Origin of the sequence: Corallococcus silvisoli (genome assembly GCF_009909145.1) — a bacterium.
GTDB classification, from domain to species: Bacteria; Myxococcota; Myxococcia; order Myxococcales; family Myxococcaceae; genus Corallococcus; species Corallococcus silvisoli.
The window spans coordinates 63712-78439 of the sequence record NZ_JAAAPJ010000009.1; the positions used below are offsets into that span (position 1 = coordinate 63712).

General features: G+C 70.5%; 9 protein-coding genes. 7 read left to right on the top strand and 2 right to left on the bottom strand.

What is annotated here, in order from left to right:
- The first annotated feature begins 5 nt into the window (after positions 1–5).
- The 4 genes from GTY96_RS19055 (at position 6) to GTY96_RS19070 (ending at position 5467) form a co-directional block, all read left to right on the top strand.
- Complete coding sequence (locus GTY96_RS19055) at positions 6–1196, top strand: efflux RND transporter periplasmic adaptor subunit (RefSeq protein ID WP_201756216.1); 1191 nt, start codon at positions 6–8, stop codon at positions 1194–1196.
- Positions 1193–4300, top strand: coding sequence for an efflux RND transporter permease subunit (locus GTY96_RS19060; protein ID WP_161665459.1), 3108 nt, complete (start codon positions 1193–1195; stop codon positions 4298–4300). The genes GTY96_RS19055 and GTY96_RS19060 overlap by 4 nt, the downstream gene beginning before the upstream one ends.
- 52 nt (positions 4301–4352) lie before the next feature.
- Positions 4353–4871, top strand: coding sequence for a hypothetical protein (locus tag GTY96_RS19065; protein ID WP_161665460.1), 519 nt, complete (start codon positions 4353–4355; stop codon positions 4869–4871).
- 131 nt (positions 4872–5002) lie between these two features.
- Positions 5003–5467, top strand: coding sequence for a DUF2267 domain-containing protein (locus GTY96_RS19070; RefSeq protein ID WP_143904688.1), 465 nt, complete (start codon positions 5003–5005; stop codon positions 5465–5467).
- Between the two features lie 50 nt (positions 5468–5517).
- Here GTY96_RS19070 and GTY96_RS19075 read toward each other — a convergent pair whose 3' ends face one another.
- Together GTY96_RS19075 and GTY96_RS19080 are read right to left on the bottom strand one after the other, a co-directional pair.
- Positions 5518–6495: a hypothetical protein gene (locus GTY96_RS19075; protein WP_161665461.1), complete on the bottom strand. Its 978-nt coding sequence runs from the start codon at positions 6493–6495 to the stop codon at positions 5518–5520.
- A gap of 3 nt (positions 6496–6498) precedes the next feature.
- Positions 6499–8415: a hypothetical protein gene (locus GTY96_RS19080; protein WP_161665462.1), complete on the bottom strand. Its 1917-nt coding sequence runs from the start codon at positions 8413–8415 to the stop codon at positions 6499–6501.
- 708 nt (positions 8416–9123) lie between these two features.
- Between GTY96_RS19080 and GTY96_RS19085 the strand changes: the two genes are divergently transcribed.
- The 3 genes from GTY96_RS19085 to GTY96_RS19095 are packed head-to-tail and all read left to right on the top strand — an operon-like array spanning position 9124 to position 14692.
- Positions 9124–10338 (top strand): TolC family protein, encoded by a 1215-nt coding sequence (locus tag GTY96_RS19085; RefSeq protein ID WP_161665463.1) that lies wholly within the window; start codon positions 9124–9126, stop codon positions 10336–10338.
- 11 nt (positions 10339–10349) lie between these two features.
- The gene (locus tag GTY96_RS19090) at positions 10350–13604 is read left to right on the top strand and encodes an efflux RND transporter permease subunit (protein ID WP_161665464.1); all 3255 of its coding nucleotides are present in this window, start codon (positions 10350–10352) and stop codon (positions 13602–13604) included.
- Positions 13601–14692 carry an efflux RND transporter periplasmic adaptor subunit gene (locus GTY96_RS19095; RefSeq protein ID WP_143904684.1) on the top strand — a complete coding sequence of 364 codons (1092 nt, stop codon included), beginning with the start codon at positions 13601–13603 and terminating at the stop codon, positions 14690–14692. The genes GTY96_RS19090 and GTY96_RS19095 overlap by 4 nt, the downstream gene beginning before the upstream one ends.
- Positions 14693–14728 lie beyond the last annotated feature (36 nt).

Here is a 14728-nt window from a genome sequence, read left to right on the forward strand (position 1 = left end):
AGGCAATGCAACGCACTGGAATGCTGGCCCTGTCGCTGGCGGTGCTGTCCCTGGCTCCCGGCTGCAAGAAGGACGCGCCCGCGCAGGGCGGCGGCAAGAGCGGCGTGTCCGGCCGCGGCCCCCTCCAGTTCCCCGTGGAGGTCGCGCCCGTGGAGGCGCGCGACGTGGAGTACGCGGTCAGCGCCGTGGGCGCGGTGGAGGCCTTCGAGCGCGTGCAGATCACCGCGCGGGTGCCGGGCGCCCTGGAGCGCGTGAACTTCAGCGAGGGCCAGGCGGTGAAGAAGGGCGACACGCTGGCGGAGATCGAACCCGCGCGCTACGCCATCGCCGTGCGGAGCGCGGAGGCCGCGCTCCAGAAGGCCCAGGCCTCGCTGGTGGAGGCGAAGGCCGGCGCCCAGCGCCGCGCGGAGGTCAACGCGCAGAGCCCGGGCCTGCTGCCCGCCGAACAGCTGGAAACCTTTCAGGCCCGCGCCGCCACCGCCCAGGCGGACGTGGCGTCCGCGAAGGCGCTCCTGGATCAGGCGCAGCTCAACCAGCGCGACGCGTACGTGCGCGCGCCCATGGACGGCGTCCTCCAGACGCGCACCGTGCAGACGGGCCAGTACGTGCAGCCGGGCGTGGTGCTGGCCACGCTGCTGCGCCGCGAGCCGCTGCTCCTGCGCTTCAACGTGCCCGCGGCGGACGTGACGCGCATCACCCCGGGGATGAGCGCGCGCTTCACGGTGCGCTCCGACGGGGGGACGTACGCGGCGAAGATCACCTACGTGGCCGCGAGCGCGGACGACCAGAGCCGCATGGTGGCGGTGACCGCGGAGGTGACGGGGGACGCGGCCCAGAAGCTGCGCCCCGGCGCGTTCGCCACGGTGAGCGTGCCGGTGGAGTCGCGCGGGGGCAGCCCGGTGATTCCGCAGACGGCCATCCGCCCCAGCGAGCGCGGCTTCCTGGCGTTCGTGGTGGTGGACAACAAGGCGCGCGAGCGCATCCTGGCGCTGGGGCTGCGCACGTCCGACGGGCGCGTGGAGGTGAAGGAGGGGCTCAAGCCCGGTGAGACGCTGGTGGTGCGCGGCGCGGAGGCGCTGCGCGACGGCGTCGCCGTGCGCGTCTCCACGGAGAGCCCCAAGCCCCAGCTCAACGGTGAGCAGCCGCCGCGAGAGGCCCGCACCGAGGGCGGCGCGGGCGCGGAGGGCCGTCCATGAGCATCACCGACGTCTGCATCAAGAAGCCGGTGTTCGCCTGGATGATCATGGCGGCGACCATCATCTTCGGACTGGTGGCGGCCCAGCGCATCGGCATCAGCCAGTTCCCGGACGTGGACTTCCCCACCATCAACATCTCCGTGTCGTGGGAGGGCGCGAACCCGGAGGCGGTGGAGTCGGACGTCGTCGAGGCCATCGAGGAGGCCGTCACGCAGGTGGAGGGCGTCAAGAGCATCACGTCCTCGGCGCGCCAGGGCAGCGCGAACATCACCGTGGAGCTGGACCTGTCGCGCAACGTGGACCTGGCGCTCCAGGACGTGCAGACCAAGGTGAGCCAGGCCCAGCGCCGGCTGCCGCTGGACATCGATCCGCCCGTCGTCTCCAAGTCCAACCCGGAGGACCAGCCCATCATGTGGCTGGGCGTGTCCGGCCCCTTCTCCCAGCAGGTGGTGAGCGACTTCGCCCGCTACCGCGTGAAGGAGCGCCTGCAGACGGTGCCCGGCGTGGGCGAGGTCATGCTGGGCGGCCTGCTGGAGCGCAACGTGCGCATCTGGGTGGACGCGCAGAAGATGGACGCGCACGCGCTCACCGTCACCGACGTCATCGCCGCGCTCCAGCGCGAGCACGTGGAGCTGCCCGCGGGCCGCATCGAGACGGAGGGCCGCGAGGTCAACGTGCGCTTCATGGGCGAGGCGCTGGACCTGGAGACGCTCCAGAACGTGGTGGTGCGCGAGGAGGGCGGCCGCCCGGTGTACCTGCACGACGTGGCCATCGTGGAGGACGGCTTCGAGGACGAGCGCCGGCTGGCGCGCGTCAACGGCGAGCCCGCGCAGGCGCTGGGCATCAAGAAGCAGCGCGGCGCGAACGCGGTGGCGGTGGCCCAGGAGGTGCGCCAGGTGCTGGCGCAGCTGCAGAAGGACCTGCCGCAGGGCATGAGCGCGAGCATCAACTTCGACTCGACGCAGTTCATCGAGGAGAGCGTGCACGAGATCGAGTTCGAGCTGCTGCTCGCGTGCATCCTCACCGCGTTCGTGTGCTGGGTGTTCCTGGGCTCGCTGTCCAGCACGCTCAACGTCGTCCTGGCCATCCCCATGTCGCTGCTGGGCACGGTGGCGGTCATCTACTTCCTGGGCTTCACGCTCAACACGTTCACCTTGTTGGGACTGGCGCTGGCGGTAGGCATCGTGGTGGACGACGCCATCATGGTGCTGGAGAACATCTTCCGGCACGCGGAGGAGGGGAAGGACCGGGTGCGCGCGGCGCGCGAGGGCACCGCGGAGATCACCTTCGCGGCGCTGGCGGCGACGCTGGCGGTGGTGGCCATCTTCCTGCCCGTCGTCTTCATGAAGGGCATCATCGGCAAGTTCTTCCTCCAGTTCGGCGTCACGCTGTGCGTGGCGGTGCTCCTGTCCTACGTGGAGGCCATCACGCTGGCGCCCGCGCGGTGCGCGCAGCTGCTCAAGACGTCGCGCGAGCACCGCAGCCGGGTGGGCGTGGTGGTGGACCGGGCGTTCTCGAAGCTGGAGGCGCTGTACGCGCGAGTGCTGGGCTGGGGGCTGGTGCGGCCCTACCGCGTGCTGCTGGTCGCGGTGGCGATGCTGGTGCTGAGCGCGTTCGCGTTCAAGGCGCTGCCCGGTGAGTTCGTGCCGTCGCAGGACCAGGGCCGCATGTCCGTGCGCCTGCAGACGGCGGTGGGCAGCAGCCTGGAGGAGACCAACCGCCTGTTCAAGCGCGCGGAGGCGTTCGTCGCCAGCCGTCCGGAGGTGACGCGCGTGTTCGTGGTGGTGGGCGGCGGGTCCAGCGTCAACGCGGGCAACATGAACCTGACGCTGGTGCCGACGGATCAGCGCATGTCGCAGGCGGAGTTCGCGCAGGTGCTGCGCAAGGAGCTGAACGGCTACCCGGGCCTGCGCGCGGTGGTGCAGGACCTGTCGCAGGCGGGCTTCACCGCGCAGCGCGGCTTCCCGGTGGAGTTCAGCGTGCGCGGCTCGGACTGGGACAAGCTGGTGGAGGCGAGCCAGGACCTGCGCGAGCAGCTCCAGGCGTCCGGCAAGGTGGTGGACCTGGACACGGACTACCAGCTGGGCCAGCCGGAGCTGCGCATCACCCCGGACCGGGCGCGCGCGGCGGACCTGGGCGTGCCCATCCAGGCGGTGGCGTCCACGGTGAACGCGCTGGTGGGCGGGGTGCGCGTGGGCAAGTACAGCAGCGGCGGGCGGCGCATCGACGTGCGCATGCGGCTGCTCGCGAGCCAGCGCTCGCGGCCGGAGGACCTGGCGCTCCTGAAGGTGCGCACGGCGAACAACACGCTGGTGCCGCTGTCGTCGCTGGTGTCGCAGCAGGAGCTGCCCGCGTTGCAGGCCATCACCCGGCGCGACCGCGAGCGCGCCATCAGCCTGTACGCCAACGTGGCGCCAGGGTCGAACCAGGAGGAGGCGCTGGCCACGGTGGAGCGGCTGGGGAAGGATCTGCCCGGCGGCATCCGCGTGGTGGCGGGCGGTGCGAGCGTGGCGTTCCGCGACTCGATGAGCAGCCTCCTCTTCGCGCTCTTCCTGGGCATCGCGGTGGCGTACATGGTGCTGGGCGCGCAGTTCAATTCGTTCCTGCACCCGGTGACGGTGCTGACCATCCTCCCGCTGTCCGTGGCGGGCGCGTCGTTCGCGCTGCTCATCACGGGGAACACGCTGAACATCTTCAGCATGATCGGCCTGCTGCTGCTGATGGGCATCGTGAAGAAGAACTCCATCATCCTGGTGGACTACGCGCTCCAGCAGCGCGAGCTGGGCCTGGACGCGATGCAGGCGATGCTGCGCGCCGGCCCGGTGCGCCTGCGGCCCATCCTGATGACGTCCACGGCGACGATGATGTCCGCGGTGCCGGCGGCGCTGGCGCTGGGTGCGGGCAGCGAGACGCGCGCCCCCATGTCCATCGCGGTGCTGGGCGGCCTGTCGGTGTCCACGGTGCTGAGCCTGCTCGTGGTGCCCGCCTTCTACGTGGTGGCGGACCGCATCAAGACGCGGCTGGGCAACCGGCTGCGCGGGGGCAGGGACGGGGGCGACGAGGCGCCCGTCCACGACGCGCCCCACCCGGTGACGCACCCGTAGCCGTCAGGCTGGTCGTTCCGCCGCGTCCTTCCGCGCCACTCGGGAGGACGCCATGGGCGACCCACGCAATCCACAGCGGGCGGATGAGCCCTGGAACGCAGACCGCCTCCGCATCGCGGAGGTGGAGCTGCGCGCCCTGGCCCCGCTCGTCACCCTCTCCGGCGGCTGGGCCTGGCACTTCATGGCCCCACCGCATGACGAGCTGAAGATCGACCACGACCACAAGGACGTGGACCTCTTCGTCGCCCCCGAGCGCTTCGCGGAGCTGGTGGGGCTGCTCGGGACGCGGGGCTTCGCGCGCATCTGGACGCGCTTCGACGCGACCTCCAGGAACTTCTACCGGTACGCGAAGTACCTGGAAGGCGCGAAGGTCATCCTGGACGTGTTCGTCCGGAACGTGCCCTCCGTGCAGGTGGGGGACATGCGGGTGGTGGAGCCCGCCACGCTGCTGACGTTCTATGGCGACATCCACAGCACGGATGACTGCGTGTCCGTGCTCGCGGCCCGGCGGCTGTTGGCCCGGGGCATCAGCCCCATCGGGCGCAGGGAGCTCGTCACCCGGCCCCGGTGACGGGCCTGCTCCCAGGAGGCGGGCGGCCGGGCATGGCGGGCCCGGGACGATGCAGGCATTCCCGCGCATGCGCAGCGTCTTCCCGGACACGGCCCCGTTTCCGGGGCCCCTGAACCTTCGGAGACGCGCCCATGGCCTCGCACCTTCCTCCCTCGCAGGACACCCACAACGTGCCCGTCAAGGAGCGCGACGAGTCGCTCGAGCTCCAGCCGTTCCTGGACGAGATCCAGGGGGACGCGGTCATGCACAGCCAGGGCCTGGAGGCCCGGGAGGCCGCCAGCGCGGTGTTCTGCTCGCTCGCCCGGCGGCTGTCGGATGGCGAGGACGTGAAGCTCTTCCGCTCGCTGACCGGCGGCATCGGCGCCATCCTGGGCGCCTGCGCGGTGCACCGGGGGCCGTCTCGCGCGAAGCGCATTGGCCGCGATGAGTTCATCACCGACGTGGCGGACCACCTGAACATCAAGCCCGATCAGGCCTTCCGCGTCGTCACCGCCGTCTTCACCGCCGTGCGCGACCGCATCCCCGAACAGGAGGTCGCGGCGGTGGCGTCCCAGCTCCCGGCCGACCTGGGCGACCTCTTCCGCCGGCCCGTGTGACGGACGCGTGGCCCCGCGCGGCGCCCGTGGACCGGGCGCCGTCCGGCGGCTCATTCGCGGACTTGAAGCAGCACGGTGTAGCCCCCCGTGATGAGGCCGTCCTCTGTCTGCGCGATGCGCAGGAGCAGGAAAGGGGAGTCATCCGGAGGCGCGGGAACCGTGAAGTCGGCGTCCACGCGCCAGACCTCCAGGGGGCGGGACTCGAAGCGCTCGCCCACGGTGACGTAGCCCGGGGCCTCGCCGCCCTCCAGCTTCGGGAACCTCACGGTCCCTTCCTCCCGGCGGTCGACGACGTCGATGCGCTCCCACCGGAGGGCTTCCTTCAGCACCCCGGGCTCGACCTGGGTTCCCCGAGGCTCGCGCCCCTCCGGGACGTAGCGCAGGGCCTGGGCCGGCTCGCGCGCCTGGACCCAGGCGGCCTGCGCGGCGAAGGCCAGCGTCTCCGCCCCCTCCATGAACGGCGTGGCGAGGAGCGGCAGCACGAGCGTCTGTCCGGGGCTCGCGGCGGTGATGGTGACGTTGCGCTGCGCCACGTGCCGGTCGAGCTGGGGGTTCCAGGGCACCGTCGGCCGGTCCCACAGCTCGCCGTCGCTCATCACCAGCAGACACGCGTGCGTGCTGTACGCACCGGGCACCCACGGCACGGGACAGGCCACGTCCACCACCCCAGGCCCCAGCTGGTTCGGAGGCACGTTCGTGCGGACCTCGCCGAAGACCTTCGGAGCGCTCGGGGGAATGCCGAGCGCCGCGTCGATGAACGCGAAGGAGATGTGCGTCGGGAAGGACGTCAGGGTCCCGCGGTTGCGGATCCTCGCGAAGACCCAGACCGGCTCACCGGCGACGGCCTGGGTCAGCAGCTGGCCCTCCGCGTCCCGCATCCAGATGTAGGGGGACTCCCAGAAGGGTTGGCCCGCGGGCACGGGTCGGAGTCCCTCGTCCGCGTCGCCATGGGGCGCGATGAGCCAGACGCCCTGGGGGACCGCTTCAAGTCCCTCGGGCCAGGGTTCGTTCTCGTCCTGCCGGCGCATCGCTCACCCCTCGCTTTCTGGCACCGCGTTCACCGGGTCCGTGTAGGGCGCCGACAGCTCCCAGGTGAGCCACCCGCGGCCCCGGTCGTTGTCCAGGTTCCAGTCCGGCAGCGGTGCGTGGGATTGGATGAGCTGGACCCCCGCCTGCACGGCGGGGCCGAACGAGCCGTGGATGCCTCCGGGCCAGCTCGCGGGCGGCCGGGCCAGGTCCTCCGTCGCGGCGTTCGCGGCCGCGTCGTCGACGATCGCGGAGGGCCACAGCCCGGAGAAGGGCCAGACATCACTCATGGGCTGCTCGGCCGCGGTCCCATCCGGGTAGGTGTTCCAGGTGCTGAGCGTGCCCGTCCAGGGCACGTGCAACCCCTCCATGCCCCGGCTCCGGCAGACGCTCGCGGCGCTCAGGTACGAGAGCGGCAGGTTGTCCGTGAAGGTGAGCTGCCGCGAGGGCAGATCGAAATCGGCGGGGAAGGGGGGCTGGAGCCCCGCGAACACCGTCAGCTTGTGGAGCGCGTCCAGCCCGTTGAACAGGTAGACGGAGGTCCAGTGGAGCTGGCACTCCAGCTCATCCCAGTTCAGCGTCTCTTCGCCGTCGACCATCATCGCGACTCCGCCCGCGATGGCGCCCGCGCCCACCGCGAAGCCGCCCAGCGCGCAGGAGACGACCCCCGCCAACGCCAGGATGATGCCGGAGACGATCTCCCCCACGTCCGGATCATGCTTGGCGTTCGGGGGCGGCGCCTTGAAGGGCGCGTTCGTCTGGGGATCGATGAGGGTGGGGTCCGCCCAGACGGGCGGCGTCTTGTCCGAACACGCATCCGGCGGGTCCGCCGGGGGCATGGGATTGCAGCCGATGACGTCCCCGGACGTCTGGAACCAGAGCTGGATCCACAGGAGCAGGTAGGCGACCTGGAGCCGCTCCTCGGTGAAGAGCGGGCCCTCGTGGGACCCGTAGGCCTCCGTCCACGCGTTGATCCAGAAGGCCGTGAACGCCGGGGGCAGCACGTGGGGCAGCGCTTCATCCGCGACGACGCTCCGGCCCAGCTGCTCCGCGTCCAGTCCGCCCGCGACGTCCACCAGGGTGTGCAGCCGCGCGGCGCAGAGGCCCGGCCAGGCGGTGAAGGGAGGCGTCGGGGCGCCCGTGGCGTCCAACGTCGCGTCCGCGCCATAGAAGCCCCAGACCCAGGCATCCACGAAGTGCCCGATGAAGCGCGTGCGCCACCAGTGGTTCCGGTAGCTGGAGCCGACCAGCGAGTTCATGAAGCCCGTGCCGCACGCGAGCGAGGCGTAGGCGACCGTCCAGCCCAGCGCGTACGCGATGAAGCGCGGATCGCCGCTGGCCTCGGCCTGGGCTCGCAGCCGGGTCGCGAAGGTCCCCGGGCGTTTCCAGTGCAGCCAGTCTCGCCCGTTCCACTGCCGCGGCGGAATCAGGGTCGTGGGATTGAGGAGGGGAGGCTTGCTGTTGCGCCCCATCTTCCTGCCGATGTCCGCGAGCTTGTCCTTGTCGGAGAACCGCTTCATCACCCGGCCCAGGTCGGAGGAGGCCTGCTGCACCACGTCCAGCCCACCGCTGTCCCTCAAGGCCACCAGCCCATCGAAGTCATGGTCCTTCACGAGCCGCGTCACGCGCGACAGGAACTCCTGGAACGTGCGCAGCACCGGCACGACGCCCGGGGTGCCGTCCGTGGGGTCCCCCACGGCGAACCGAAGGACCTCCACCCAGAGGCTGTAGTAGGGCGCCCGGCCCCCTCCCAACCCGGCCGTGGTCTCGAACGGGACGAAGTCCCCCAGCGCCGGGCCCAGCGCCCCCAGGTGGTACCACTCCGGGTTCGCCTCGATGACGGCGGCCTCGGGCGCACCCGCCGCCTTGAGTGAATCCAGCGCGCGCCGGGCGATCACCAGACGGGTCGCGAGTCCTGGCATGGCGAGCCCCTAGCGTTGCGTGCAGCCTTCGCAATTGCATTGGCTGGCGGGGATGCCATTGCGCTCACAGTCGTCGCGGCAGGCCTGGCAGCTTCCACCTCCGCCCCCGCATTGCGACGCGGCCATCAACCCTGTCACGGACAGCGCGGCGAGGAGCAGCCCCGCGCGCAGACGCGGAAGGCGGCTCAGGGAGTCGCGTTGATTCGGCATGGCAACCTCCGTCGAAACACAGCAGTGGCTTGCCCGCCCGCGCGCCCCGTCCTCCTCCACCATCCGTGCTCTTCGTTCGTACGTAGAAGCCAAACCTGGGATGCGCCCCCTGCCTCTGGCAATCCCTCTCCTCACGCTCGCCCGGAGGCTGTCAGCGCCGCGGGCTCGGCTGCCGCGGGCATTGCCCTCCCCAGGACAATGCCCGGCCCCGCCGGACTGCTTATTCCACCTCACGTCAGGCCTATCATGTCGGCGGCCTCCTCCTCCGCCGTGATCCAGACGGAAGCCCAGGGGGGCGACATTTCATCCGGTCGTTCGGGAGACGTTGCGCTGAGCCGCCTCGGTCGTGGGTGAGCTGGCGGGTTGGAGCGGCGTGAGCAGATGCGCAAGCCAGGGAGCGGGGCGGGCCATCACCGGCAGCTGGCAGTGGTCGGGGCATGCCTCGCACTGCTGGCGCCCGCACGCGCCTGGCCAGAACCAGGGACCGAGCCCATCCGGTTGTCCTTCACCGAGGCGCTGCGCAGGGTCTTCATCCGAAACCCCGACGCACTCATCGCCTCGGAGGAGATCGCTCGGGCGCGCGCCGTGGTCGAGCAGGTCCGCGCCGGGTCCCTGCCGACGGGGACGCTGGCCGCGACCTACACCCAGCTCAACAGCGCACGCCTCACGACGGGCACCCCGACCAGCGTCATCCTGCCGAGGATCGGCTTCAACGCCGCGGGGACCGTGGGGATCGGGCTCGACCCCCGGCGCTGGGTCCAATGGTCCCAGGCGCGCGACAACGTCACCGTGGCGCGGCTCGGGGCCGAAGACGTGCGCCGGCAACTCGCGGTGACGGTGAGTCAGGTCTACCTCTCGGTGCTGGTGCAGCGGAAGCTGGTGCAGGCCGACGAGAACGCCGTGCGGAATGCGGAGGCGCACGTCGACTACACCCGCACGCGGCTCGACGCGGGCAACGGGACGCTGGTCGACTTCCAGCGCGCCTCCGCGCTCTACTTCACCGACCGCGCCCAGCTGGAGCGCACCCGGTTCCTCCTCGTTCGCTTGCAGGAGCAGCTGGGCATCCTGCTCGGGGAGAGCGCCCCCGTGGACGTCTCCGCGGAGATCCAGCTCCCGGCGGCGCCGTCCGACCTCCGGCGCGCGCTCGAGGACGCGGACCGGCTCCGCAGCGACCTGCGCCTCGCGCGCGAGCGGCTGTTCGCCACCGCGAAGGTGCGTCGGGACTCCTGGGCGGACTTCATGCCGTCCGCGTCCGCCAGCTTCGAGGTCCAATACCAGACCCCGCCGACGCAGACCCTCCCCACCGAGAGCTGGCAGCTGCTGGTGATGGTGGCGTTCCCCGTCTACGACGGCGGCCTTCGGTACGGGCTGCTCAAGGAGCGCCGCGCGCTGGAGAGCGAGGCGGGGGTCCGGCTGGGCGCCACGGTGCGGCAGGTCCGCTCCGATGTCCGGACCGCGCTCGTCGAACTCGAGCGCGCCCGCACCGCGCTGGAGCTGGCGCGGGAGGCGGCGCGGCTCTCCACGGAGGTGTTGCGCCTCACGACCGTGAGCTACCGCACCGGACTCTCGAACGACCTCCAGGTCATCGACGCACAGCTGGCGTCGCGCAACGCGGAGATCTCCGCGGCGCTGGCGGAGAACGACGAGCGACAGGCGCAGCTCGATCTGCTGAACGCCACGGGGCATTTCCCTCCTACCGGATCGCTGCCCTAGGGGGATGACGCATGTGGCTGGTCCTGTTGGCGCTCCGGCGGTCGTACTCGGTCGCGACGTTCTGCATCGTCATCGTGCTGCTCGGGTTCCTCTCCGTGCGCGGCATGCTCACGGACGTCCTGCCCGCCATCAACATCCCCGTCGTCATCGTCGTCTACAACTACCCGGGCCTCACCGCGTCGGACATGCAGAACCGCGTGCTGCTCGTCGCGCAGCGCGGGTACTCGACGACCGTCGACGGCATCGAGCACATGGAGGCGGAGTCCATCCTCGGGACCGGCATCATCAAGCTCTACTTCGCGCGGGACGTGAACGTGAACGCGGCGATCGCGCAGATCACCGCCCAGACGCAGCAGCAGCTGCGCTTCATGCCGCCGGGCATCACCACGCCCAACATCCTGCAGTTCAACGCCTCCAACATCCCCGTCGCGCAGCTGACCCTCTCCAGCTCCAACCAGTCGGAGCTGGAGGTGTTCGACTATGCGCAGAACTTCCTGCGCCTGCGGCTGTTCACCATCCCAGGCCTCCAGGTGCCGCCGCCTTATGGGGGTGCCACGCGTCAGGTGAGCGTCGACATCGATCCGGTGAAGCTCGCCACCAAGGGCCTCTCCCCGCAGGACGTGGTCAACGCGGTGCTGACCTCGAACGTCATCCTGCCGGCCGGCTCGGCGCGCATCGGGTGGCGGCAGTTCGACGTGCTGCTCAACTCCAGCCCGACGAGCTACGAGGACTTCAACCGGATCCCCATCAAGCTCGTCGACGGCGCGATCGTGTACCTGGGAGATGTCGCGATCGCGCACTCTGGCTACGCGGTCCAGGAGAACGTGGTGCGCGTGAACGGGCGACGCGCGACCTACCTCGCGATCCTGAAGAAGAGCACCGCCTCGACGCTGGTGGTGGTGGACTCGGTGCGTGAGATGCTGCCGACGCTCAAGGCCGCGGCGCCGCATGGGATGGAGCTCCGCATCGACTTCGATCAGTCGGTGTTCGTGCGGGCGGCGGTGTGGAGCGTCGTCCGAGAGGGCGCGACCGCGGCGCTGCTGGTCGCGCTGATGACCCTCGGGTTCCTCGGCTCCTGGCGCAGCGTGCTCGTCGTCTGCACGTCCATCCCCCTGGCCATCCTGAGCAGCATCATCGGCCTCTTCCTGACCGGCCAGACGCTCAACCTGATGACGCTGGGCGGGCTGTCGCTGGCCATCGGCATGCTGGTCGACGACGCGACCGTGGAGATCGAGAACATCAACCGCAACCGCGTCCACGAGCCTCGGCTGGCGGTGGCCGTGCTCAACAGCGCGCGGCAGGTCGCGATGCCAGCCCTGGCGACGACGCTGACGATCTGCATCGTGTTCTGCCCGGTGGTCTCGTTGACGGGGCCGGCGCGCTTCCTCTTCGTGCCGCTCGCGCTGTCGGTCGTGTTCGCGATGCTCGCCTCGTATCTGCTGTCGCGCACGCTCGTCCCCGCCATGTCACACCTGCTGCTGGGCAAGGAGCCGCCCGAGTCGGAGCAGTTCGATCCGTCGAGGAAGCCCTCCCGCTGGCAGCGCTTCAACGCGTGGCGCATCCGCTCCTTCGAGCGCCTGGAGCGCGGCTATGCCTCGGTGTTGAAGACGGTGCTCGGCCTGCCGGTGTTCGTCCTGCTCATCTTCTTCCTGCTGTTCCTGGCCTCGGGCGCGCTCGCCACGCTGGTCGGCCTGGACTTCTTCCCGACGGTGGACACCGGGCAGCTCAAGATCCACTTCCGCGCGCCCATCGGCAGCCGCATCGAGGACACCGAGCGGCTGGTCGCGGAGCTGGGTCAGGAGATCCGCAAGGTCATCCCCGCCGAGGAGCTGGTGACGATCAACGACAACATCGGCGTCCCCATCCCCGTCAACCTGGCCTACGTGCAGAGCGACAGCATCGGCGAGCAGGACGCCGACATCCTCATCCAGCTCGCCCCCAAGCACCGCCCGAGCGCGCTCTACCGGCAGCGCATCCGCGACGAGGTGGTGCCCCGCTTCCCCGGCTCGGTCCTCTATTTCCAGTCAGGCGATGTGATCACCCAGGCCCTCAACTTCGGCTCATCGGCGATCATCGACGTCCAGCTCCAGGGACAGCAGATCGAACCGCTGTACGCCGTCGCGCGCCGCATGCTCGACGACATCCGCGTCATTCCCGGGATCGCCGACGTGCGCATTCCTCAAGTCCTGGAGCACCCCGCGTTCGCGGTCAACGTCGACCGCTCGCGGGCGATGCAGATCGGCCTGAGCATTGAAGACGCGGCGTCGAGCCTGCTGACGTCGCTGACGGGCACGAGCCTGTCCAACCCCAACTTCTTCGTCGACCCGAAGAACAACGTGAACTACCCGGTGGTGGTGCAGACGCCCGTCCTCGACATCCGGGACGTCATGGGTGTCTCGTCCACCCCTCTGTCCGCCTCCGCGGCCTTCACGACGACGACGCAGACGACGAACGCCGGGACGTACGCGGGCACCCTGTCCATGGCGCGGATCGCGCCCACGCTCGGGACCATCGCGACCACGACGCTGACGACCAACGCGGCGCGGCTGGACCAGTACACGGCCCGGCCGCTCCTCAACATCCAGGCCAGCGTCGAGGGGCGCGACCTGGGCGGCGTCGCGCGCGACGTCAACCGGGTGATCGAGCGGGTGACCAAGACACTGCCGCCCGGCGCCAGCATCGCCTTGCGCGGGCAGAGCCAGGCGATGTTCCACTCCTTCTCCGCGCTGGCGCTGGGGATGATCGTCGCCATCGTGCTGGTGTACCTGCTGCTCGCGACGCTGCTTCAGTCCTGGCTCGACCCGTTCATCATCATGGTCGCGATTCCCGGCGCGCTCATGGGCGTGGTGTGGATGCTCGCGGCGACGGGCACGACCATCAACGTCGAGTCGCTGATGGGCGCCATCATGGTGATTGGCATCGCCGTCTCGAACTCGAACCTGCTCGTGAACTTCGCCAACGACATCCGCGTCGAGCGGAACCTCGATGCGCTCGACGCGGCGGTCGTCGCCGGACAGACGCGCCTGCGCCCGGTGCTGATGACCGCGCTCGCGATGATCCTCGGCATGCTCCCGATGGCGCTCGCGCTGGGCGAGGGCGGCGAGCAGAACGCGCCCCTCGGGCGGGCGGTCATTGGCGGGCTGCTGGTCGCCACGTTCGTCACGCTGTTCGTGGTGCCGCTGGTCTACGCCCTCCTGCGGCGCAAGGAGCCCTCGAAGCACCTCCACGACGCCCGCCTGAAGAAGGAAATGGAGCCGCTGCCGTGAGCCGCCGCAAGACCCAGCTCGTCGGCGCCGTCTTCGTGCTCGTCGCCGTCGCGGCGGTCGCGGTGCTGTATCTGCATCGGCGAGCCAGCGAGCGGGCAGGGGCCGACCAGCGCCAGCGCGCGGCGAACCTCGGCCCGACGGTCCTGGTGACGAAGGTGGAGAAAGGGGGCGCATCGCGGCGCCTCACGCTGCCCGGAGAAGCGCGGCCGTTCCTGTCCACGACGCTGTACGCCAAGATTCCGGGCTACCTGCGCGAGATCAACACCGACAAGGGCCTGAGCGTGAAGAAGGGCGACGTGCTCGCGATCCTCTGGTCTCCGGAGACGGAGCAGGACGTGCGCGCGGCCGAGACGGACTTCAACCTGCGCCGCCAGCTGGCCGCGCGGGCCGAGGAGCTGGCCCGGGTGGGGGTGATGTCGCGCCAGGACCACGAGGTCGCGGACGCGCAGCTGCGCACGTCGATGGAGACGCTGAGGCGGACGCGCGAGCTGCACAGCTACCAGGTGATCGAAGCGCCATTCTCCGGGCTGGTGACGGCGCGCTATGCCGACCCGGGCGCGCTCATTCCCGCGGCGACGGGCTCGACGCAGGCGGCGCAGCCCATCGTCGACCTGGCGGATACGAGCACGCTGCGCATCACGGTGTACCTCGGCCAGGACGCCGCGACGTCGATCCGCGTCGGAGACCCGGCGGTCGTCTGGACGGATGACCAGCCGAACCGCCGACTCCAGGCGAGCGTCTCGCGGATCTCGGGCCAGTTGGAGCCTCGCACGCGCACGATGCTGTCCGAGATCTGGCTCGACAACCGGAACGTCGGGATCCTGCCGGGGACGTTCGTGCACGTCGAGGTGAACGTCACCACCCCGCCGTTCCCGACCGTTCCTGACGCGGCCGTCATCGTGCGCTCGGGTCAGGTCCGCGCCGCGGTCGTGGAGAACAACAAGATCCGGCTCGTCCCCATCTCGATTGGCACGAGTGACGGCACCCGCATCCAGGTGAAGGAGGGGCTGAAGCCCGGCGAGCTCGTCGCGAGCGACCTCCCGGCCGAGCTGGACGATGGCGCGGTCATCCAACCCGTCTACCGGTAGGCGCGTCCCGGGGCGGAGGCCCCCCGAGGGCAGGCC